Source organism: Exiguobacterium sp. ZOR0005 (genome assembly GCF_000798975.1).
Classification (GTDB): domain Bacteria; phylum Bacillota; class Bacilli; order Exiguobacteriales; family Exiguobacteriaceae; genus Exiguobacterium; species Exiguobacterium aurantiacum.
On record NZ_JTLB01000021.1, the window covers coordinates 1 to 22,305 of the forward strand.

29 protein-coding genes are annotated in these 22,305 nt (G+C 52.0%); 27 read left to right on the forward strand and 2 right to left on the reverse strand.

The window, feature by feature from the left end:
• The first annotated feature begins 224 nt into the window (after positions 1-224).
• From L971_RS08700 to L971_RS08775, 16 genes are all read left to right on the forward strand, one after another.
• Positions 225-1,166, forward strand: a complete 942-nt coding sequence (locus L971_RS08700) for a PstS family phosphate ABC transporter substrate-binding protein (RefSeq protein ID WP_024371476.1) — start codon at positions 225-227, stop codon at positions 1,164-1,166.
• Between the two features lie 83 nt (positions 1,167-1,249).
• Positions 1,250-2,194, forward strand: coding sequence for a phosphate ABC transporter permease subunit PstC (gene pstC, locus L971_RS08705; protein WP_024371477.1), 945 nt, complete (start codon positions 1,250-1,252; stop codon positions 2,192-2,194).
• A 1-nt stretch (position 2,195) separates the two neighbouring features.
• Positions 2,196-3,107, forward strand: a complete 912-nt coding sequence (gene pstA, locus L971_RS08710; RefSeq protein WP_024371478.1) for a phosphate ABC transporter permease PstA — start codon at positions 2,196-2,198, stop codon at positions 3,105-3,107.
• 102 nt (positions 3,108-3,209) lie between these two features.
• Positions 3,210-3,971 (forward strand): phosphate ABC transporter ATP-binding protein PstB, encoded by a 762-nt coding sequence (gene pstB, locus L971_RS08715; protein WP_051690389.1) that lies wholly within the window; start codon positions 3,210-3,212, stop codon positions 3,969-3,971.
• Positions 3,972-3,986: 15 nt separating this feature from the next.
• Entirely contained in the window at positions 3,987-4,649 is a 663-nt protein-coding gene (gene phoU, locus L971_RS08720; RefSeq protein WP_024371480.1) for a phosphate signaling complex protein PhoU, read from the forward strand.
• Positions 4,650-4,766: 117 nt separating this feature from the next.
• A complete protein-coding gene (locus L971_RS08725) occupies positions 4,767-5,534 on the forward strand; it encodes a DUF4912 domain-containing protein (RefSeq protein ID WP_024371481.1) in 768 nt (255 codons plus the stop codon).
• Between the two features lie 14 nt (positions 5,535-5,548).
• Positions 5,549-7,732, forward strand: coding sequence for a 1,4-alpha-glucan branching protein domain-containing protein (locus tag L971_RS08730; RefSeq protein ID WP_024371482.1), 2,184 nt, complete (start codon positions 5,549-5,551; stop codon positions 7,730-7,732).
• 101 nt (positions 7,733-7,833) lie between these two features.
• Complete coding sequence (gene rpmG / locus L971_RS08735; RefSeq protein WP_255313299.1) at positions 7,834-7,998, forward strand: 50S ribosomal protein L33; 165 nt, start codon at positions 7,834-7,836, stop codon at positions 7,996-7,998.
• Between the two features lie 54 nt (positions 7,999-8,052).
• Positions 8,053-8,607, forward strand: a complete 555-nt coding sequence (locus tag L971_RS08740; protein WP_047375415.1) for a 5-formyltetrahydrofolate cyclo-ligase — start codon at positions 8,053-8,055, stop codon at positions 8,605-8,607.
• Positions 8,586-9,356, forward strand: coding sequence for a DUF92 domain-containing protein (locus tag L971_RS08745; RefSeq protein ID WP_047375417.1), 771 nt, complete (start codon positions 8,586-8,588; stop codon positions 9,354-9,356). The genes L971_RS08740 and L971_RS08745 overlap by 22 nt, the downstream gene beginning before the upstream one ends.
• A gap of 169 nt (positions 9,357-9,525) precedes the next feature.
• A complete protein-coding gene (locus tag L971_RS08750) occupies positions 9,526-10,482 on the forward strand; it encodes an L-lactate dehydrogenase (RefSeq protein WP_029334773.1) in 957 nt (318 codons plus the stop codon).
• A 125-nt stretch (positions 10,483-10,607) separates the two neighbouring features.
• The gene (locus tag L971_RS08755) at positions 10,608-11,657 is read left to right on the forward strand and encodes a rhomboid family intramembrane serine protease (RefSeq protein ID WP_024371486.1); all 1,050 of its coding nucleotides are present in this window, start codon (positions 10,608-10,610) and stop codon (positions 11,655-11,657) included.
• 15 nt (positions 11,658-11,672) lie between these two features.
• Positions 11,673-12,695, forward strand: coding sequence for a M42 family metallopeptidase (locus tag L971_RS08760; RefSeq protein WP_047375419.1), 1,023 nt, complete (start codon positions 11,673-11,675; stop codon positions 12,693-12,695).
• A complete protein-coding gene (locus tag L971_RS08765) occupies positions 12,692-12,886 on the forward strand; it encodes a YqgQ family protein (protein WP_024371488.1) in 195 nt (64 codons plus the stop codon). Before L971_RS08760 ends, L971_RS08765 begins: the two co-directional genes overlap by 4 nt.
• Before the next feature lie 93 nt (positions 12,887-12,979).
• On the forward strand, positions 12,980-13,942 hold the full coding sequence (locus L971_RS08770) for an ROK family glucokinase (RefSeq protein WP_024371489.1): 963 nt from the start codon (positions 12,980-12,982) through the stop codon (positions 13,940-13,942).
• A 240-nt stretch (positions 13,943-14,182) separates the two neighbouring features.
• Positions 14,183-16,099, forward strand: a complete 1,917-nt coding sequence (locus L971_RS08775; RefSeq protein WP_029334776.1) for an LTA synthase family protein — start codon at positions 14,183-14,185, stop codon at positions 16,097-16,099.
• A gap of 85 nt (positions 16,100-16,184) precedes the next feature.
• On the opposite strand, the gene L971_RS08780 is transcribed toward L971_RS08775, so the two are convergent.
• Positions 16,185-16,364, reverse strand: coding sequence for a DUF2759 domain-containing protein (locus tag L971_RS08780; protein WP_024371491.1), 180 nt, complete (start codon positions 16,362-16,364; stop codon positions 16,185-16,187).
• Between the two features lie 156 nt (positions 16,365-16,520).
• Here L971_RS08780 and L971_RS08785 point away from each other — a divergent pair, with 156 nt between their 5' ends.
• Positions 16,521-17,141, forward strand: a complete 621-nt coding sequence (locus L971_RS08785; RefSeq protein WP_024371492.1) for an MBL fold metallo-hydrolase — start codon at positions 16,521-16,523, stop codon at positions 17,139-17,141.
• Positions 17,142-17,177: 36 nt separating this feature from the next.
• Here L971_RS08785 and L971_RS08790 read toward each other — a convergent pair whose 3' ends face one another.
• Positions 17,178-17,441 carry a DUF2626 domain-containing protein gene (locus L971_RS08790; protein WP_024371493.1) on the reverse strand — a complete coding sequence of 88 codons (264 nt, stop codon included), beginning with the start codon at positions 17,439-17,441 and terminating at the stop codon, positions 17,178-17,180.
• A 250-nt stretch (positions 17,442-17,691) separates the two neighbouring features.
• Between L971_RS08790 and L971_RS08795 the strand changes: the two genes are divergently transcribed.
• The 10 genes from L971_RS08795 to L971_RS08835 form a co-directional block, all read left to right on the forward strand.
• A complete protein-coding gene (locus L971_RS08795) occupies positions 17,692-18,078 on the forward strand; it encodes a Spx/MgsR family RNA polymerase-binding regulatory protein (RefSeq protein ID WP_034800124.1) in 387 nt (128 codons plus the stop codon).
• Between the two features lie 56 nt (positions 18,079-18,134).
• A complete protein-coding gene (locus tag L971_RS08800; RefSeq protein ID WP_231557584.1) occupies positions 18,135-18,956 on the forward strand; it encodes an ATPase, T2SS/T4P/T4SS family in 822 nt (273 codons plus the stop codon).
• The gene (locus L971_RS08805; RefSeq protein ID WP_047375425.1) at positions 18,926-19,900 is read left to right on the forward strand and encodes a type II secretion system F family protein; all 975 of its coding nucleotides are present in this window, start codon (positions 18,926-18,928) and stop codon (positions 19,898-19,900) included. Before L971_RS08800 ends, L971_RS08805 begins: the two co-directional genes overlap by 31 nt.
• 12 nt (positions 19,901-19,912) lie before the next feature.
• Positions 19,913-20,224 carry a prepilin-type N-terminal cleavage/methylation domain-containing protein gene (locus tag L971_RS08810; RefSeq protein WP_024371497.1) on the forward strand — a complete coding sequence of 104 codons (312 nt, stop codon included), beginning with the start codon at positions 19,913-19,915 and terminating at the stop codon, positions 20,222-20,224.
• The gene (locus tag L971_RS08815) at positions 20,221-20,655 is read left to right on the forward strand and encodes a prepilin-type N-terminal cleavage/methylation domain-containing protein (RefSeq protein WP_024371498.1); all 435 of its coding nucleotides are present in this window, start codon (positions 20,221-20,223) and stop codon (positions 20,653-20,655) included. The genes L971_RS08810 and L971_RS08815 overlap by 4 nt, the downstream gene beginning before the upstream one ends.
• Positions 20,642-20,878, forward strand: a complete 237-nt coding sequence (locus tag L971_RS14965) for a hypothetical protein (protein WP_081977073.1) — start codon at positions 20,642-20,644, stop codon at positions 20,876-20,878. Before L971_RS08815 ends, L971_RS14965 begins: the two co-directional genes overlap by 14 nt.
• Positions 20,814-21,308, forward strand: coding sequence for a hypothetical protein (locus L971_RS08820; protein ID WP_047375427.1), 495 nt, complete (start codon positions 20,814-20,816; stop codon positions 21,306-21,308). The genes L971_RS14965 and L971_RS08820 overlap by 65 nt, the downstream gene beginning before the upstream one ends.
• Entirely contained in the window at positions 21,272-21,574 is a 303-nt protein-coding gene (locus L971_RS08825) for a hypothetical protein (RefSeq protein ID WP_156111513.1), read from the forward strand. The genes L971_RS08820 and L971_RS08825 overlap by 37 nt, the downstream gene beginning before the upstream one ends.
• Positions 21,567-22,052 carry a shikimate kinase gene (locus L971_RS08830; RefSeq protein WP_024371502.1) on the forward strand — a complete coding sequence of 162 codons (486 nt, stop codon included), beginning with the start codon at positions 21,567-21,569 and terminating at the stop codon, positions 22,050-22,052. Before L971_RS08825 ends, L971_RS08830 begins: the two co-directional genes overlap by 8 nt.
• Positions 22,049-22,305: hypothetical protein (locus L971_RS08835; protein WP_047375432.1), on the forward strand; the 257-nt coding region annotated here is incomplete at its 3' end. The genes L971_RS08830 and L971_RS08835, both read left to right, overlap by 4 nt.

Below are 22,305 nucleotides of genomic sequence, written 5' to 3' on the forward strand. Positions count from 1 at the left end.
TTAAAAGCCTTCGTAAATTTGACCATAAAAACACCCCATAAAAGTTGGATTTTTATGTCCAACTTTTATGGGGCAGTTCACTTCGGTGGCTTCTTTTTTTGTCTTTACAATTCTTTTACGTTCCGTTCATTTCTCGTTAATAGTAGTTTATTAGGATGTTAATTGTAGGACAGAACAACAGAGCTACAACCAAACTCAAAGGAAACTCAAGGAGGACGTCAGAAATGTCTTGGATGAAAAAATCGGCACTAATCGCTTCAATCACTTCGGTGGCACTCGTCGGTGCAGCATGTGGGAACAACAATGAAGAAGGAAATGGCGCAGCCGAAGGTGACGCACTTTCAGGAAAAGTCGTCATGGACGGATCGTCAACCGTATTCCCAATCATGGAAGCGGTCGCTGAAGAATTCTCAGCAGAGCAACCAGACGTCGAAGTGACGGTCGGTGTTTCTGGGACGGGTGGCGGTTTCAAACGCTTCGTCACAGGTGAGACAGACTTCTCGAACGCATCGCGTGAAATTAAAGAAGAAGAAGCCGCAGAAGCTGAAGCGAACGGCGTCGAGTATACACAACTTTCGGTCGCATTAGACGGTCTCTCGCTCGTCGTCAACCCTGAGAACGATTGGGCACAAGACATCACGATCGATGAATTAAACAAAATGTGGACTGACACGAACGTGAAGACTTGGAAAGACGTCCGCTCGGACTGGCCGGATGAAGAAATCACATTCTTCGCACCAGGTAAAGACTCAGGAACGTTTGACTTCTTTAACGAAGCGGTGCTCGATGACACTGACATCCGCCAAGACGCGCAGTTGTCGGAAGATGACAACGTCCTCGTCACTGGCGTAGCCGGTACGAAAGGTGCAATCGGATTCTTCGGATACGCGTACTATGTGGAGAACCAAGATACACTCCGTGCGGTGGCAGTCGAAGGCGTGGAACCGAACCAAGAGACGATCAATGATCTTTCTTACCCGCTCTCACGTGAAATTTACACGTACGTGAACAACGCATCATTGAAAGACAAGCCACAAGTCGCAGCTTTCGCTCGTTTCTTGAACGAGAATGCAGCTGAGTTATCGGAAGAAGTAGGTTATGTAGGAATGGAACAGGCACGCTACGATGAGAACGCAGAAATCATCGACGAACTCGCCGGAGAATAAGTAGGCAGTCGGTAGAAGGCGAGAGTCGATCTCGCCTTCTCGCCGTGCTTTCTAGTATGAAGAGGTAGGGAGCGATACACGAGATGAATCAACCAAACAAAGGTTTTTCGATTCGAGAGATGATTGAATCAAATAAACAAAAGAAATACAGTACGACGAACGTATTTGATAAAGTTATGCCGTTCTTATTATTCTTGAGCGCATTCGTGTCGGTCGTCACGACAATCGGCATCGCCTTGACGCTTGGATTTGAACTGTTCAAGTTTTTCGAACGTGTCCCGGTACGCGAATTTTTAGGGTCAACCGAATGGTATCCGCTTAGTGCCGATCCGCGATTTGGTGTATGGGCACTTGTCGCCGGTACGCTTAAAATTGCAGTCATCGCGATGGTGGTGGCGGTGCCACTTGGTCTCGCGTCTGCCATTTATTTGAGTGAGTATGCGTCTGAACGGGCGCGGACGATCTTAAAGCCGATTCTTGAAGTGCTCGCGGGTGTTCCGACAATCGTCTTCGGATTTTTCGCCTTGTCGTTCGTGACGCCGATCTTGCAATCGCTCATCCCCGGACTGAAGATTTATAACGCGCTCAGCCCAGGGATCGTTGTCGGAATCATGATCATTCCGATGATTGCCTCCATCTCTGAAGATGCGATGAGCGCCGTTCCGAAAAAAATTCGTGACGGAGCGCTCGGTCTCGGTGCGACACGGTTAGAAGTAGCAATCAAAATCGTCATGCCGGCTGCTTTGTCTGGAATCATCGCCTCAATCGTCCTCGCAATGAGCCGAGCGATTGGGGAAACGATGATCGTGACGATCGCGGGTGGATCTCAACCGAACTTCGAGTTCAATCCGCTCAACGCGATTCAGACGATGACGGCTTATATCGTTCAAATCGCCAAAGGCGACGCCGGGTATGGCACGATTGAATATTACAGCATCTATGCGGTCGGTGCGCTTCTTTTCATCTTTACGCTCGTGATGAACTTGTTCGCGAACTGGATGACGCGCCGCTTCAGAGAGGAGTACTAATATGGCTTTGCCGAACAGTGAGTTCAAGAATACGAAGAACTATATCGATCATGAGACGGTCTCCCGTCGAATTAAAAGTCGATTACGATTGAATGAAGTTTTCAAATATATCTTTTTGGCAGGACTCGTGTTTGCCTTGCTCGTCTTATCGACACTCATTTATGACGTCGTCACAAAAGGTGGCGGTTGGGTCAACCTTGACTTCCTCCGTAACTTCCCGTCACGCCGTGCGGCCCAGGCTGGTCTTTATCCAGCCTTGATTGGAACGCTATGGCTCATGATGCTCATCGTGCCGATGGTATTCATCGTCGGTGTCGGTGCCGCGATTTATTTAGAAGAATACGCCCCGAAAAATCGGATCACATCGTTCATCGAGGTGAATATCTCGAACTTAGCCGGTGTTCCGTCAATCGTTTTCGGTTTGCTTGGATTGACGTTCTTCGTCCGGACAGCAGGGTTCGGTAACTCGGTGTTGACCGGTGCGTTAACACTTGGCTTGATGAGTCTACCGATCGTCATCGTCGCCTCGCAAGAAGCGCTTCGTTCCGTCAAAATGGAACTGCGTCACGCCTCGCTCGCCCTCGGTGCCTCGAAGTGGCAGACGACGTTCAACGTCGTATTGCCGTCGGCGCTCCCGGGCATCATCACGGGCATCATTTTGGCAGTGTCTCGCGCTATCGGTGAAACAGCGCCGCTCATCATGATCGGTGCCGCTACGTTCATATCGACGACGCCGAATAATATTTTCTCTGATTTTACGGCACTTCCGATTCAAATCTATAACTGGACGAGCCGTCCGCAAGCTGAATTCCAAAACTTGGCCGCCGCAGGTATCATCGTCTTGATGACTGTACTCATCACGATGAACTCAGCCGCAATCTATATTCGGAACAAGTACACGAACCGACATTAAGTCGAAGCAGTAACGAGGAGGACTCTCGAGATGATGAAACAAAAAGAGCTTAAAGGAGATCACAACGTGAACACAACGACGATCCAACCGACTGAGACCGTGATGCAAAAAGATAGCGCCTACGTCGTGAACAATTTGAACTTATGGTATGGCGACGACCAGGCACTCATTGATGTCAACTTGGACATTAAAAAGAATGAAGTGACGGCGATCATCGGTCCGTCGGGTTGTGGGAAGTCGACGTTCATCAAGACGTTGAATCGCATGGTCGAACTAATCCCGTCGGTTCGTACGAATGGCGAGATTTTATATCACGGACGCAACATCTTTGACCGCGATTATCGCGTCGAAGATCTTCGGACGTCGGTCGGAATGGTGTTCCAACAACCGAACCCGTTCCCGAAATCGGTATATGACAACGTGGCGTACGGTCCCCGCACGCACGGCATCAAAAACAAGAAAGTGCTCGATGAGATCGTCGAACGGTCGCTCCGCGGTGCTGCGATTTGGGATGAAGTGAAAGATCGATTGAACGAGAACGCCTATGGTCTCTCGGGTGGTCAGCAACAGCGTCTCTGTATCGCCCGCACGCTAGCCATCGAACCTGACGTCATCCTCATGGACGAACCGACATCGGCGCTCGACCCGATCTCGACGCTCAAAGTCGAGGAGCTCGTCCAAGAGTTAAAAGAAAAGTATTCAATCATCATCGTCACACACAACATGCAACAAGCAGCTCGTGTATCGGACAAAACGGCATTCTTCTTGAACGGCGAAGTCGTTGAGTTCGATGCGACGGACAAAATCTTCTCGAATCCAACTGACAAACGGACTGAAGACTATATTTCTGGCCGGTTCGGTTAAGAAGGGGAGACAGACATGGCACAAAATCGCACATTTTTTGATACGAAGTTGATTGAATTAGAAGACAAAGTCGTCCATTTGGCGAATTTGACGATGCGTCAAACGGCCACGGCCATCGAAGTGCTCGAAAAACACGACCTCACGCTCGCGCAGACCGTGATAGACAATGACAATGAACTCGATGACCTTGAGCTCACCATTAACGACGAAGCAATCTTGTTGATTGCGAAACAACAACCGGTCGCGACCGATTTGCGCCGTTTGATCGTGACGATGAAATCGGCGACGGACTTGGAGCGGATCGCCGATTACGCGACGAATATCGCCAAAGCGGTCACGCGCATCGAACACGTCCCGTACGTGCTCGATATTAAGCCGCTCAAACAGATGGCGGAACAGTTGATCGACATGCTTGAATTGGCGACGCGCGCGTACCGCAAAGGTGAAGTGAGCCGCGTCCGTGAGTTGAACGAGATGGACAAAGTCATCGATGATTTGAACTTGCAAGTGATCAAGCAGTATATCGGTTATTTGCCGACGATGACGATCGGTACGAACGACGTGTATGAGTTTTCAAACATCGCACGCTATCTCGAACGGATGGGTGATCACGTCACCAATTTCGGCGAACATTTGATTTTCCTTGAAAAAGGGAAACATTATGATTTAAATCAGTGACAAAAGTGGTAAAGGACAACAGACATGTTGTCCTTTACTTTTTTTGTGCAGGAATTCACGGGGAGAAGGCGAATAGTAGACTACATGGATTTTTTTTAGGAAGGGAGCCACATATATATGGAAGAGAAAATCGTATCCTTGAAACAACAAGGACTTACGTTAAAACAGATTGCAGAACAATTAGATATGCCAATCGGAAAAGTCCAATACGCCTGGCGTAAATGGCGGGCTCAACATGGAGAGGCCACGACAGCTGCCGCTACCCCGAAACGAAAGACCGAAGGGAAGAAATCAATGAAACCAAAAACGAAGGCTACACCCGCTACGTCTGTGAAGCAGGTCGCCTCGACGCTTCAACCTGATGCAAGTAACCAATCCCCGCTCCTCGATCATGCGCCAGACGGCTTCTGGAAGCTCCCAGACCGTTACGACGCCGATTTGATGCATGCGGTCGTTCAATCGCCTAACGCGGTCTACGTGTTTTGGGAAGTGTCTAACGATGTGAAAGAGACGCTCGCCATGCAATTCATGCGTCCGTGGGAAGATTTACCGAAGGCGTTCCGCATTCTCGACGTCACACTCCTTGACTATACGAGCGGTCATGCCAATCGGTCGTACACGTTCGAATTGCCTGAGATGACGAACAGCTGGTTCGTCCGTCCGCTCGACCCGAACACGACATACGTGTTCGAATTCGGGATTCGGACGATGGAAGGCGAATTTTTGCCGCTCGTGGCGTCAGCTCCACTCGACACGCCGCGTGCCGAACCGGCCGGGGTCGGACGATTCGCCGAGCCGGTCCGTCGTTGGCAATACGGTGAAGTCGAGTCACCTGAACTACTCGACACGTTACCTAAATACGCTGCATACCGATTCGTGCGCTGAGGAGGACTTTTAAGATGAAACCAGGTTATTTTTCACTCGTCCTTCATGCCCACTTACCGTACGTCCGGCATGAAGAAGAACACCGTTTAGAAGAGAGATGGGTATATGAGGCCATCTCCGAGACATACATCCCGATATTATGGCAAATCGACCGTCTGAAACGGCCGTTGCACTGGACCGTCAGTATTTCGCCGCCAGTCATCGAGATGCTCGCCGACCCGCTCGTGCAAGACCGATACGTCGCCCATTTGGATGAAATGCTCGAATTGATCGCCCTCGAGCTGTCCGAAGGCCGAAGTGAGGCGGAAGTCAGTACGCTCCATTTTTATGAACGACGTTATCAAGATTTAAAGAACACGTTCTTGCACTGGAATAAAAATTTAAATCAGGCGTTCCGTACATACCGCGAACACGGTTATATCGACATGGTGACATGTACGGCGACGCACGGATTCAATCCGCATCTGTTCACAGATCAAGCCGCCCGCGCCGAGATTCGGTCCGGACTAAACTGCTTCGAACGCCATTACGGGTTCCGTCCGACAGGGATTTGGCTGCCGGAGTGCGCCTATACGCCTGGCGTGGACCGTATCCTCTATGAAGAAGGGGTTCGTTATACGTTCGTTGATGAGCATGCGCTGCTTGAAGCCGATCCGACACCGGACAAAGGGATCGGCGCGCCGGTCTACTCACCGAACGGCGTCGCGCTGTTCCCGCGTGACCAAATCATCTCCGGAAAGATTTGGAGCTCGATGATCGGTTATCCGGGTCACCCGGATTATCGCGAGTTTTATCGTGACCTCGCCTATGACCGTGATTGGGAGTATATCCAATCGTTCATGCACCCGGAAGGCATCCGGTTCGACACCGGTTTGAAGATGCACCGCATCACCGGGGATACGGATGAAAAAGATTATTATATCCGGGACTGGGCCGAGCATCAGATTCACAACCATGCGACGGATTTCGCCCAGACGCTCGAAGCCCATCTCGAGGCACACGCCGGGCAAACATTCCCGCCATTCCTCGTCACGGCACCGTTTGACGCTGAGCTGTTCGGTCATTGGTGGTTTGAGGGACCAGAATTTTTAGGACAAGTGGCAGAACGTCTCGAGGAATTCGGGATCGAGACGATCACACCGGCCTTGTTCCTTGAACGTCATTTCCAAGATTTGCAGACGGTCCACGTCTCGATGAACACGTGGGGACGGAAAGGCTACGGCGACGTGTGGATCAACGAACGGAACGAATGGATGCTCCGTCACTTGCACATGATGGAGACGCAACTCGTCAAAGATGTTGCCGACTATCGTGGGACGTCTCCGCTCGTCGACCGGGCGCTCAAACAATTGATTCGCCATTATGTACTCGCGGTATCGAGCGACTGGGCGTTCATCTTAGACGGACAGACGACGGCGCAATACGCGGCCGAACGCTTCCGTGAGCATGCTCGTCTGTTCGCCGAGCTGGAGACGGCGCTCTACGAGGACAAACTGTCCGATCAGTTGTTGGATGAGCATTATCGCGCGTACCCGTTCCTGCAAGACGAAGATGTGGAGATCGATACGTTCTTGTCACCGCACGACTACTACGTGACGACCGAACGCGAACCGGAACAAGCGGCGATTCTCGTGTTGGCGCCAGAGTTCACGGGGAATATCATCGGTGAACTGGGCCATCGCGTCGTGGGAGAAGTCGAAGCACGCGCGGCGGAAGGGGAGACGGTTTACGTTTTGACGCCTCATAAAGAAGGGTTGCCGGAATATGAGCGTCACGGCAGCGTCCACATTTATCGGGTCCGCTTGACGAGCCCGTTCCTGGAGCACGTCATGAACCAAGTCGCCGCCCAAAACATCGCCTACGTGAAACTCGTGCATGAGCTCGTGAGCGTCGTCCGTTTCAAAGCGGTCCATCATTTCGATTGGATGACGATCCCGGCGGCACGTTCACTTGCGAAGTCACTTGCCGTTCCGTTATACTCAACTATGTTGTCCTTTGAAACGACGCGCAACCCGCATGGTCATGGCGGCTTGTTCGACGCGATTCATCGAATTGAGAACAGTGTGCTCACTGATGCCGCCGCCGTCTTTGTCGGTACGGACGTCTCCATCGATGAGCTCGCCTCTCGTTATGCGGTCAAAGATAACGTAAAACCATGCTTGGCGCCCGACGCCTCGCCGTACGGGCAAAACGTTTGAAAAAGAACGTGAAAACACCTTGCTTTTTCAAAAAAAAATTGGTAGGATAATTGAGTATGCTTAGACTGTAAAGCAAAAGCACTTGATACAACATCAGTAAGATGGGAGTGAAAGAAATGCGCGTTAAAATCACACTAGCTTGCACAGAAACAGGCGATCGCACGTACATCACGAAGAAAAACAAACGTAACAACCCAGAGCGCCTCGAGTTGCGCAAATACAACCCACGTCTCCGCCGTCACACGCTTTACCGCGAAGTGAAATAATGAGACCGGCCGTCACTTCTGTGGCGGCCTTTTTTTTCGAAAGGAGCCATCGACATGCTAGACAAACAGACGCTGCGACACGCTGTCCATGAACAGATCAGGCTGCTCGAGAACCGGGCTGTTGCCGACGCGGCCATCATACATACTGTCGCCGCCCTCCCGGAATGGCGCGACGCCGAATCGGTCGCGCTAACATTATCATTCGGGCTTGAAGTCGATACACGTCCGCTCATCCATCTCGCCTGGCAGGCAGGAAAAACGTTGCTCGTGCCGAAAGTAACGAAAGCGGGACTCACGTTCCACCCCCTAAAGTCATTCGATGACGTAGAGCCGGGGGTGATGGGGATTCTTGAACCGACGACCCCTCGTGTCGACGCTTCAGTCGACCTTTGTGTCGTACCGGGACGCGTGTTCGACCGTTGCGGGTACCGCATCGGCTGGGGAGGCGGTTACTATGACCGCTTTTTGACGACGTACCCGGGTCGGACGCTATCGATCGCCTATGATGTGCAAGTGCTGCCGGAAATACCGATCGAATCGCATGATATTCCAGTCGAATTGATCGTGACGGAAAGGGAATTGATCCGATGTATGCAATCTTCCTCGTAACATGTATCGTCGCCTACGCCGGCTACCGCTTGCGGTCGCTCACGCTCTCCGGGGCTGTGTTGACGGTCGTGACCGGTACCGTCATCGGTTATGGGTTCGGATGGTTCGGCTTGTACTTGCTTGGTGTGTTTTTCTCCACGTCCTCACTCGCCTCTAAATACCGTGCCCGTGACAAGGCGCCGGTCGATGATATCGTTGAAAAGTCGGGACCACGCGATTTTGTGCAAGTGCTCGCCAACGGCGGTATCGGGATGCTGACGGCGATCGGTATGGTCGTCACGTCGAACGAGGCGTGGCTCTATGCGTATATCGTCTCGATTGCCGCGGCGACGAGCGACACTTGGGGCTCGGAGTTCGGTGTGCTCGCCAAGCAAAAACCAAGGTCCATTATGACGTTGCGCCCAGTCGAACCGGGGACGAGCGGCGGCGTGTCGCTCTTTGGAACGGTCATGTCGATTGTCGGGGCCGCGATGATCGTCTTTGCGACGTACCCGTTCTTAGGCCTCGGAGCAACGATGACGTTCGTGTTGATCGCGTTCGGTTTGAGCGGCAGTGTCGTCGATACGCTACTTGGTGCGACCGTTCAACGCAAGTATCGATGCCGTGTATGTGGCAAGCTGACAGAAAAACGTCTGCATCATAATGAGTCGACGGCGTACGTATCGGGTTGGCGCTTCCTAGGGAACGATGCCGTCAACTTTCTGGCAATCGCTTCGGCGGCGGCGATTTGTTTTTTTGTCTTCGCTTGAGGGTAGTACAGTGAATGAGGATGTTTCAAACGAATGTGAATTTTGTCACAATATCGCCAAAGTGAAAACGGTTTCTATTGTAGTGAGTGTTTGTGAATGATGTTACAATCTTTATGTAACAGATAAAACTAAAACATGAAACAGATTGTTCGAAGGGTGGAGAATCAACATGGAAACATTAAATCATGCAAAAGTAACTCGCGTCGCGCTCGTAGGTGCCGGTGCAGTCGGTGCCAGCTTCGCATATCAATTAACGACAGCTAGCCTCTGTGAGGAACTCGTCATCATCGATATCAATAAAGCGAAGGCTGAAGGGGAAGCGATGGACTTGAATCACGGTGTATCGTTCGCCTCATCACCGATGCGTGTGTGGGCTGGGGACTACACGGACTGTGGCGCTGCTGACATCGTCGTCATCACAGCTGGGGCTCCGCAAAAGCCGGGCGAGACACGTCTTGACCTGGTCGAGAAGAACGCGAAGATCATGAAATCGATGATCGCGGACATTATGGGATCAGGATTTGATGGGATCATCATCATCGCATCAAACCCGGTCGACATCATGACCCACTTGGCATGGAAATACTCAGGTCTTCCGAAACACCGTGTCTTCGGTTCAGGGACGGTGCTCGATACGTCACGTCTTCGTTACATGCTCGGTGACTATTTCAATGTCGATCCACGCAACTGCCACGCCTATATCATGGGGGAGCACGGAGATACAGAATTCGCAGCTTGGAGCAACGCCCGGATTTACGGGAAGTCGGTCGAACAGTTGCTTGAAGAGAACGACGACTATTCGTGGGAAGACCTCGAAGACATTTACGTCAACGTCCGCGACGCGGCGTACCATATTATCGAGCGCAAAGGAGCGACGTACTATGCGATCGGTCTCGGACTTCTCCGTCTCGTGAAGGCGGTACTCCGTAACGAGAACACGCTCTTGACAGTCGGCGCTCACTTGGACGGCGAGTACGGCTTGAACGACATCCACATCGGGGTTCCGGCCATCATCAACCGTCAAGGGGTTCGTCAAGTCGTCGAGATCGAGTTGTCTGAAGAAGAGAAGCAGAAGATGCATCATTCGGCAGACGTCTTGATGAAAACGATGGAGCCAGTTTTATAAATAGCACGTACCGCGGGAGGCGTTTGGCTGACCGCGGTTTTTTGTCGTGGCATATGTTGCGCACGTCCTTCTTTGTCGTACGGGAGGAATTGGATTACAATTATAGATGAAGGGAGGGGATTCAAATGGCGAACTCGTTTTGGGAAGATATTTATCATGCGATCGAGGCAGGGGGACGAGTCGAAGGGATCCTCGAGCCGTCACGTGCACTGTTGTTGTTCGACACGAAAGCTGGCGATGTCTATCACTTGTACATAAGAACAGATAAAGCGTGGGCCAACCATGTCGCCATGGACATCGAAGCGGTCATGAATTCGTTTCGTCTCGCGCGTCTTGGGAGAGAAAAGCTTCGCGTCCACGTTTATGGTGAGCCGCTCGTCGATGAGGAACGGTTGCAGACGCTGACGTTCTCCATCTCGGCAAAAGTGACGCTCGAACGGCACTTCGCCACGGAAGACGGGTCCGAACGTTATCGTCCTCTCGCCTTGGCGCTCGACAAAGAGCGAAAAGCCGAGTTGAAGCGACGTTTCGCTTTTGGAAAACCGCAAGCCGTCTATTTTTTCATGTTCGCGACGTTCCTTGTCATGTGGCTCGCTGAATCGATCGGTTCCACGCTCGATCCGGAGACGCTCATCCGGTTCGGGGCGAAAGTCAACCCACTCATCGATGAAGGTGAGTGGTGGCGGCTTATCACCCCGATGTTTCTCCATATCGGCTGGTTTCACTTTTCCATCAATATGTTCGCGCTCTGGTCACTTGGCCCGCTCGTGGAACGAATGTACGGCTCGCCGCGCTTCGTGATGATTTACCTGCTCGCTGGGTTGATCGCCTCGACAGCCTCGTACGCGCTCAGTGACGCCATCTCGGCTGGCGCGTCAGGAGCGTTATTCGGCCTCGTCGGAGCGTTGCTTTATTTCGGACTGCGGGACCGGTCTCTTTTCATGAAGACGCTCGGCCCGCCGCTGTTTATTATGTTAGGATTAAACGTAGGACTCGCCTTCGTCCTTGGTGCGAGCTTGGACCATTCTGCTCATGCCGGAGGTCTGGTCGGTGGGTTTTTGATGGCCGGTGCGGTCGGGTTACCGGATGAACACAAACAAGTGCGCCGGGTGGGCTTTACGTTTGCCGCCATCTTGCTTGCACTAGCCTTTTACGCATACGGCTACTATCGATGACAAAGGGGTAATTACATGATTGATACGTTGAAACAATTAGTCGCCATACCGAGTCCTTCAGGGATGACGGACGAAGCGATCGGTTTTGTCGAGGAACAGCTATCGACACTCGGCGTCGAGACGAAACGGTTGCATAAAGGAGCGCTCCTTGCGACGTTCCCGGGACGCGTCGGACCTGCTCGTTTGTTGACGGCGCACGTCGACACGCTTGGGGCGATGGTGAAAGACATCTTGCCGAGCGGACGGCTCCGTCTTTCCCAAGTCGGAGGATACGCTTGGACGGCGATCGAAGGAGAGAACTGTCTCGTTCATCGGGAGACCGGTGAGCCGATCGATGGGACGATCTTGTTGCACCAATCGAGCGTTCACGTCTATAAAGACACGAACAGCGCCGAACGGTCGGCGTCGACGATTGAAGTACGTCTCGATGCCAAGGTCCATAGTGCAGAAGACGTGAGAGGCATCGGGATCGAAGTGGGAGACTTCGTCTCGTTCGACCCGCGCTTCAAACAGACGGACACCGGTTATATTAAGTCACGGCACCTTGATGACAAGGCTTCGGTCGCCATTTTATTGGACTTGGCCCGGGAGTTAGTGTCAAAAGAATTACCGCACCCCGTCCATTATTTGATTTCGAACTATGAAGAGGTCGGTTTCGGCGGCAACGCCGGCATTCCGGATGATGTCGTCGAATACGTTGCCGTCGATATGGGCGCGCTCGGAGACGGCCAACATTCGGACGAGTACACGGTGTCGATTTGTGCGAAAGACTCGTCAGGTCCGTATGATTTGGAACTGCGCCGTCAATTTACGGCGCTATGCCGGAAACATGATATCGCATTTAAAGTCGATCTTTATCCTTACTATGGCTCTGACGCCTCGGCGGCGATCCGGGCAGGCTACGATGTCCGACATGCGCTCGTTGGTCCAGGCATCGAGTCGAGTCACAGCTACGAGCGGACGCACGTTTCGTCGCTCGAGGCGACGCGTGCGCTTCTTTACCGCTACGTTTTGACGGATATGGAGGGACGGACGTGAAAAACTTTTATGATGTTCAACAGTTTTTGAAATCGTTCGGGACCATCATCTATATCGGGGAGCGGGACGCCGAAATCGGTCTGATGATGATGGAGCTCGATGAACTGCACGCTGGCGGGATGATCGAACAACGTGAATATGACACGGCGAAGATCATCTTGACACACGAATTAAAAAATTCAATAGATTGACAGAAAAACCCCTTGTGCAACTGTTTGCACAAGGGGTTGAATAGTGTAAACTATTGGATGAAAGCGATTTAATTGAGATGAGGAGTGGACTAGATGAAGTGGTTATTAGGGATCGACATCGGAGGAACGACGGTGAAAATGGCCGTCCTCGATATGAACGGTATCATTTCTGACAAATGGGAGGTCAAGACGGACATTCGTGACAACGGGGTACATATTCCGACGGATATCGCAGCTTCCTTCAATGCCTATCTCGCGAAATCGGGCAAGGCGAAAGAAGATTTCGCCGGCGCTGGAATCGGTGCTCCGGGATTCATCAATTTCTCGGAAGGCGTCGTCGAGTACTCGCCGAACATCGGATGGAAAAACTTTGCGCTCGTCAGTGAGTTCGAGAAAGCGGTCGGATTACCGGCCGTGCTAGAGAATGACGCGAACGCGGCCGCGCTCGGCGAGATGTGGAAAGGCGCCGGCGAAGGCGCCTCGGAGTTGCTCGCCATCACGCTCGGCACCGGTGTCGGCGGCGGCGTCATCACGAACGGTAACATCGTTCACGGTGCCGCTGGGATGGCCGGAGAAATCGGTCATATCACGGTCGAGCGAGACGAGACGAAAGCGGTAAAATGCGGTTGTGGCCGTACCGGGTGCATCGAGACGATCGCATCGGCGACGGGAATCGCTCGTTTGGCGCTTCAAAAGCGGAAAAACCGCACGACGTCGCTTAACGAGTTAAAAGAAGTGACGGCTCGCGACGTCTTCGAAGCGTTTAAAGCGAACGATGAAGTGGCGACCGAGGTCGTCCGAGAGATGACAGAGTACTTGGGAGTCACGATTTCCAACATCGCCAACACGTTGAACCCGAAAATAATCGTCATCGGCGGCGGGGTGTCGAAGGCGCGTGAGGCGCTCCTTGAACCGCTCGATGAACAGTTCAAACGATTCGCCCTCGAGCGCGTCTACGCTTCGACAACGTTCAAGATTGCTGAACTCGAGAACGATGCGGGTGTCATTGGGTGCGCGTGGCTCGCCCGCAAACACTTCTTGCCGACACGTGTTTGATCAATTGCACGACCTGCACGCCTATGCTTCGAGCATAGGCGTGTTTTTTGTATGGAAAGGGTATTGTTTAATGTAAATTTTGTAACCCCAGAGTTGATTTTTTGTTAAAAAAGGGGTAAGATTTGAACTTGATACTGGACTAATACCGTTCGTGAAACATAGAACATACTCATCGCGGACGGAGTGAGAGCATGTCGGTTGACATCGCCTTAAAAACTGAAAAGAGGAGGAGACCGTCAGATGAAGTCATCGCAACGCTTCTCGAAGCTAACAATGAGGCTGAATGAAACGGTCCGCGCTTCGTTTCAAGAATATCGTTTATTCTGGATATTTACTTTATTGCTTTGGACGAAGACGTACATCGTATATCAATTTTTCTTTAATATCCCGATTGAAAACACCGCGCAAGCATTTATATTGTTAATCAGCCCGATCAGTTCGACACTTTTCTTATTCGCGTTTAGTTTCTTCTTTAAAGGCAGCAAGCAGAAATGGGTGCTCTATACGCTCTATGCGTTCGCCTCGTTCATCTTGTTCGCCGACGCCGTCTACTACCGTGAATTCACCGACTACTTGACGATGCCGGTCATCTTGCAGCCGTCGAACATGGAGACGCTGTCGACATCGTTCACATCGCTCTTGGAATGGAAAGACTTGATCATCCTCGGAGATGTGATCGTCTTGCCGTTTGTCTTATGGAAAGTGAACACACGTCAAAACGCGGCGTCCCACCGCCGTGCGCTCGTCACGTTCGTGACGGCCGTGGCCGTGTTCCTCTTCAACTTGTCGCTCGCTGAAACAGAACGCCCAGAATTACTCACGCGCTCGTTCGACCGTGAGCTTCTCGTCAAAAACATCGGGACGTTCAACTTCCACGTGTATGACGCGATGCTCCAGACGAAGACGTCAGCCCAAAAAGCGATGGCGGACGGTTCCGAACTTGCCGAGATTGAGCAGTTCACCCGTCAAAACTATGCGGCCCCGAATCCGGAGCTGTTTGGGAAGTATAAGGGGAAAAACGTGATCGTCGTCTCGTTCGAGTCGGCACAAAACTTCACAAACCATATGAAAGCCGCTAACGGTGAGTACATCACACCGAACTTGAACAAGTTGATCGAAGAGTCACACTTCTGGCCGAACTATTATCATACAGTCGGCCAAGGGAAGACGTCGGATGCCGAGTTCGCGCTCGATAACTCGCTTTACGGACTTCCGCGAGGTGCTGTCTACTTCACGAACGCCGACAACGAATATCAGGCGCTTCCTGAATTGATCAAACAAGACAATTACTATTCGGCCGTGTTCCATGCGAACAATAAATCGTTCTGGAATCGCGACCATATGTACAAAAATGTCGGGGTGGATGAGTTCTTCGACGAGAAGAGCTACGACCTTGGCAACCCAGAAGATATGACAGAGTGGGGACTGCTTGACGACAGTTTCTTTGAACAATCGATTCCGATGCTCGAAGAACTTCCGCAACCGTTCTACGCGAAATTCATCACGCTCACGAACCACTTCCCGTACACGATGCCGAGTGAAGAGTATGAGCTCGTACCGAAATTCGAAACGAACTCGACGACGCTCAACAACTTCCCACAAGCGCTCGCTTATCAAGACTATGCGCTCGGACTGTTCATCGATGAGTTGAAGGCGAACGGCATGTGGGATGACACGATTTTCGTCGTCTACGGTGACCATTACGGCATCTCGACGAACCATAACGCTGCGATGGCCGATCTTCTTGGGAAAGAAGAGTTGACACCGTACGACGTGGCGAAGCTTCAACAAGTCCCGTTTGCGATTCACTTGCCTGGCCAAGAAAACGGACAGGTTCATGAAACGGTCGGCAGCCATGTCGATATGAAACCGACGCTCTTGCACTTGCTCGGGATTGATACGTCCGATCTCGTTGGATTCGGCAACGACCTCTTCTCGGAAGAACGGAACAGCCGGGCCATCTTCCGTGACGGCACGGTCATCACCGACGAATACGTTTGGACCCAATCGATTTGCTATGATGCGGAGACGGGTGAAGCGGTTGAAGACGCCTCCCTCTGTGGACCGATCAATGAAGAAGCAGAATCGATTCTGCAGATGAACGATGATTTGATTTATTCCGACCTGTTGCGTTTCAAAGAACAGTCGAACAACTGAGTTTAAAAAAGGCGTCGCTTGAACGAGCGACGCCTTTTTTGGTACAAAAAAAAGACGGCCTCGGCCGTCCTTTTCAATGCGTGTGTTAGCTCGGGATTCCACCGTAAATCAATGTCGCGACGCCGAAAAATCCAAAGACGAGTACAGTAAGCGCTGCGAAGGCGAGTGGAAAGAATTGACGTTTCTTGAATGAACGGGCCATTCCCCAAATCGCCACAAGTGCGACGATAAGTGAGATCCATCCAAACGGTTCGTACAAATGCATGACGAGTTCCCCCTTTATTATACGTCATGAAATTCATAAAAATTTCACTGAAATATCATTATTATTTTATCCGAAATAGGTGGCGCTGTCGAGCAAAGAAAGGCGTCGCTACAATTTTGCCACAATATCGATTAGAATGGGGGAGGAGGTGTTCAGATGAACGTAGTAAAAATCACATCAGGCTTGGCGCAAGAAAACGGTTATGTCGTGGAACAAGACGGGACGGTCGTCATCATCGACCCTGGAACCGACGACCCACGATTTTTTGAAGCGGTGGAACGCTTCGGCGGACTGCAGGCGATCTTATTGACGCACGCACACTTCGATCACATCGGTGGAATTGATGCGCTTCGCGACCGCTATGACGTCCCAGTCTATATCCATGAGGCCGAACGGACGTGGCTCATGGACGATGAAAAGAACGGGGCTGCGAAGTTCCATTTGCCGTATGCATCGATGCGTCCGGCCGAGAGGGTCTACCAAGGGAAAACGTTGCAGATCGGCACTTTTGAGTTCGCTCTTCATCATACACCGGGCCACTCGCCAGGAAGCGTCACGCTTCATTTGGCGGATGCTGGTGTCGCGTTTTGTGGCGATCTCATTTTCAAACAGTCGGTCGGTCGGACGGACTTGTACGGAGGGGATCAAGCGACGCTTCTTGGCTCAATCGATCGTATCCGTCAACTGTTGCCATCCGACACCGTTCTTTACTCCGGACACGGCCCAAAGACGACACTCGCTGCTGAAATCCAATCTAACCCGTTCTTTAGTCGGTGAACAAAAAAAGATTGTCTCGTCAAGAGACAATCTTTTTTACATCTGGAAGTTACTCCAATACGTGAAGACGATGAAGAATACAGTCAAGTAAGCCCCGAACACGTACACATACGTTTTTTCAGTCAGTTTCAAGTAGCCTAGTGCGACGAAGAAAATAGTTTGAGCTAAAAAGACAAGACCCATTACGACGAAGTCACCAGTATGTTCGCTGCTGCTTTGATCTCCACCGAGTGCGCCCACGAAAGCAAGCGCCGCGATCAATCCAGTCCAAAATCCAAGGACACGGTACATTCTCGCCATGATAATCCCCCCATACGTACATTATTCCATTCTCATTCACTATTTTACCAACACATTAAAAAAAATGCTATGAAAACGTGTGAATTGAGCAAAATAATCGTGAAAAAAATGTGAAATTTATGCGAGTTACAGAGTTGTACAAAAATTTATAAAAAGTTATACAAACACTGTACATATTTGTCCAACCATTGTATAATCAACTTACACACACTGTACGACCGGGAACATATCTTATAAGGAGGCTTTAACGATGGCGAATGAATTGATGTTTTATACGTATCCAAGCTGTACTTCATGTCGGAAGACGAAAGCGTTTTTACAAGATCAGCAGCTCAACGTGAGCGAACGTCATATTTTCCGTGACGCTCCTTCCGTCGATGAACTGTTGACATTGTTGACTCTCTGCGACAACGGGGTCGAATCGCTTCTCGCCACACGGAGTCAGGCGTTCAAACAGTTAGACATCGACGTCGATGACTTGAAATTGAGCGAATTGCTTCAGCTTATGAGCGAAAACCCTAAATTGTTGAAACGACCGATTTTAACGGACGGGAAAGAAGTGATTGTCGGTTACGACAAAGTATCGATCGAGACGTATGCCCGCCGCCATGACCTAACTACAACAAACGTTTCATAAAACAAGTCCACTTTTCAAAAGGTGGGCTTTTTTTTTATGCTTTCGGTGAGGTGGGGATGATGAAAGTGATGACGGCACGGCTCGTCGAAGCGGCGAGGGCATTACGGGCAAGCGATGTGCATTTCATGCCTGTCGGTGAAGAAGTGGCGGTCCACGTCCGCTACGGGAGCCGTTTACAAGTGATCGAGACGATGACGCGGTTCGATTATGAGCGGTTGACGTTACATATGAAGTATTGGTGCTCGCTCTCGGAGACGGACCATCGCGTCCCGCAATCAGGCATGTATGATGCGGGGACGGCGGTCGTGCGCGTCACGTTCCTCCCGTCCTTTGAACATGTCCTCATGTCGTGGCGCTTGCCGAACGCGTCGTATCAATTGCGGGATTTGGTGACGGAAGTAGACGCCAGAAAGTTCGAGTCGATGACCGAATTGCGACGTGGCTTGTTCATCATCGGCGGCGCGACCGGTGCCGGGAAGACGACAGTGCTCTATGCGCTACTCGGACAGATGAACAACCGTCGCATCGTCACGATTGAAAATCCGCCTGAGCAGCAAGTGGCCGGAGTGATCCAACTAGAAGTGAACATGAAAGCTGGGCTCGATCATCGTCACCTGCTGAAGGAGACGCTCCGGGCCGATCCCGATGTCATTGTCATCGGAGAAGTGAGGACGAGCGAAGAGTTGCGTGTGGCCCATGATGCGGCATTGAGCGGTCATTTGACGATGGTGACGTTTCACACGTCGACGATCGAGGACGGGGAGCGCCGTATCGAACAGCTCGTCGGGCCGATGGACGTCGCGCGTCACTGGTGTGTTCTCAGTCGGGAAGAAGGAGTGAGTTGTTCATGGTCGATGCCCGGGCAAGCAATGAACTGAACACGATCCGGCGATTCCTACGGCTCCAAGCGCGGGGTGTCGGATTGAAAAAGACGTTTGAAACGCTTGAATTACATGAGCGGGGAAGGGACAGACGAACGGTACAAGCGATGCGACTGAAGCTTGAAGGTGGGGCCCCGCTCTCGGAAGTGTTTGCCGGGCTCGTCAAGGATGAGCGAATGCAGGAGCTGCTCGTGACGGCGGAGCGGGGACATCATTTCATCGAAGGACTTGAACAAGTGCTCGCCTTGTCGACGATGCGACGTTCGCTCGAGCAAGAGTTAAGGCAGCTCGCTCGTTATCCGCTCGTCATTTTGACGATGCTGTTCGGCTTGGGCACGATATACGCGCTCTATATCTTTCCGAAGCTTCTCGCCATGGTCGAGCTCGAGCAGATGAACGGGATGAACGCTGTTTTATTGTCGAAAGGTTTCTTTCCGGGGTTGTTTCTCGCCGTCGTCATGACGGCAGGGGGACTTTACTTGTGCGGAAAGCGCGGCTTGATCCGCATCCCGGTCATCGAACGAGGGCAACGTCTATACGTGACCTACTTGTTCGTCAGTGAACTGTCATTGCTACGGGAAGGGCAAGCCTCGATCAGGACGATCGTGGAACGACTGGCGAACGGCGACGGGGAAGTCGCCTCGATGGCGAAGCGAGTACACGAACGCATGTCGGCCGGTCTGGAGCTCGAGGAGGCGGCGCGGGCGGAACCGTTCCTTGATCATGAAGTCGTCAGCCTGTTCGGTGTCGGCACGGTGAGCGGTGAGCTCGGGATGATCATGTCGCTGCATCGTGACCTCGTGTTTGAGGAGATGGAGCTGTACTGGAAGCAACTCATCATGAAAGCGGAACCGGCGCTATATGGTCTGCTGACGGTCATGGTGACGATGATGTTTTATACGATCTATTTACCGGTCCAACTGATCATGAACCAATTATAAGGAGGAATTCACATGAACCGAATGAAGGAAGAACACGGATTCACACTCGTCGAGATGGCAGCGGTGTTGCTCATCATTTCCGTACTGTTGCTACTGCTCGTGCCGTCGATGTCGGATGGGAAAAGTCGGGCCGACAGTGTAAGTTGTGAAGGCAGCGTCCGCATCGTCGAGTCCGAGATCAATTTGTACTACGCCGAGCACAAGGCGTATCCGGAATCACTTGCCGTCATTAAGCGAAACGGCTCCGGCGACGCGCTCACATACAGCTGTCAATCGACGAACTATACGTATGCTCCCGCGACCGGTACGTTGACGAAACAATGAAAGACGGTTATACGTTCGTCGAGATGGCCGCCGTCCTCGTCATCTTATCGATGCTATTGCTCATAGCGATGCCTAGTGTCCGATCGGTCGAGCGACTCGCCTTGGTCGACTTCACCGAGGCGTTGCTCGCCGACATCGCCGAGGTCGGACAGTATCCGTACGTCGCCTCTGATGAGAAATGTGTGCCCCGCTTGCGTTGGTACATCAAAGAGCGTCGTTATCACATCACGTGCGGGTTGACCTCGATCAAAACGGTAACCGTTCCGGAAGGCGTCGAAATCAGCCTTCCGACGACGAGTGACATCGTGTTTTCGAAGACGGCAGCGTCATACGCCGGACAGTGGAAATTTTCTTCCGGGAAGTTGGCGATCACCTTGAAGTTCCGCATGGGCACGTACGAACCGGAGGTGATCCGAAGTGAGGGATGGTGAGCAAGGCGTCACGTTTTGGGAAGTTTGTCTCAGTCTGACCCTCCTACTCGGTTGGGTTGGGGTGCTTGTCCCGTTCGTCGAGGCAGGCAACGAACGCGTCGAACGACTTGAAGCGACGGTTCGTGTATACGAGCGACTGCAAGGGGAGGTGGTGAAGGATGCGGGCGGACCAAACGGACGATCGGCCATCTGTGAAGGCGACCATTGCCTCCCGACATTGTGAAGCCGGGTTCACGTTGCTAGAGCTGACGTTCACCATGCTCCTCGTCCCATTGTTCGTCGCCTTGCTCGTCCACATGCTGGCGTTCGGTGGGGCGCTCTATGAACAGCCGCGGGGAAACGTGACGATGACGCCACAACTGTTCGTCCGTAAGGTCATCGACAGCCGAGACTGTGCCGTCAAAGACGGGCGGCTCGCCGGGGTGTATGTGCGGCCGGACGAGACGACGTGGGCTTGGACGTTGAAACAGATTAACGGCAACTTGGTCATGGTCGGTGAGGAAGGAGGGAATCTACTATTTATAAGAGGAATCGATCGCTACCGCGTCGAAACGGTAGGGAGCGGCTATCGGGTCCGATGGGCCGATGCGACCGGGGAGCGGGAAAAGTACGTCATGTGTATGAGGGCGGCTTCTTCCTCATCTCTTCCTTGATCGTCGTGACGTGGATACTCGGTGCGGCTTTGTTTTGGTATACTGATATCGAACGAACGACGGAGCGCCTGTCGTTCGACATCCTCGCGATCAGCTTCGAGGCCCATCTGCTCGTGGCGAAAAAGCATTGCCGAACGGTCCCGCTCACCTTGACGAGACCGACCGGGAACGTCACTTGCCGCCCGCTCGGTGCGGGGACGACAGAGGTCGAGATTCGGCTCGAGACGGGAGAACGACATAAAGAGGTGATATATTTCGATGAGTAGACCGTTTTACATCATCGGTTTTATGGGTACAGGTAAATCAAGCTTAAAACGATATTTAGAAACAACAAATCACGTCATTGATTTGGACGAGGTGTTCGAGCGGCGCTTCGGGACCGACATCGGCACTTACTTCGCCTGTCACGGGGAAGCGGCCTTCCGTCACCGCGAGACCGAATTACTTCGAACGGCGAACGCGGATTTTATCGTGACGGGAGGAGGGGTCGTCGAACGAGCGGAAAATCTAGACTGGATGCTACGTAACGGCACCGTCGTCGCACTCGACTTGTCGTTTGAGACGTGTTGGGAGAGGATTCGTCATTCGAACCGTCCACTCGTCAAACGGGGAAAAGACAGTGTGAGGGCGCTTTATGAAAGACGGCGCCCTTTGTACGCGCAGGCGCATCTCACGATGGACGCCTCGATCGGGACAGCGGCGATTGCCGATAAACTATATCGTTTGAAGGAGGAAGATAAATGATTTGGATCAACCTTGCCATTATCGTGCTCGCACTTCTAGGGCTCGGCTTATACGGCTTTTTACTTTACAAGAAGAAGATGGCGGGTGATGTACGCCGCGTCAAACGATTGACCGAGCGGTTTCAAATTCGGATCAACGTGATTCAGCAGCTCGTCGACGACATCAAGCGCCATATCGACACGGTAAACAAATCCGTGAGCGAGATGAAGCGTCTGTCGGTCAAAGTGAAGGACGAGACGCTCGAATTGAAAGA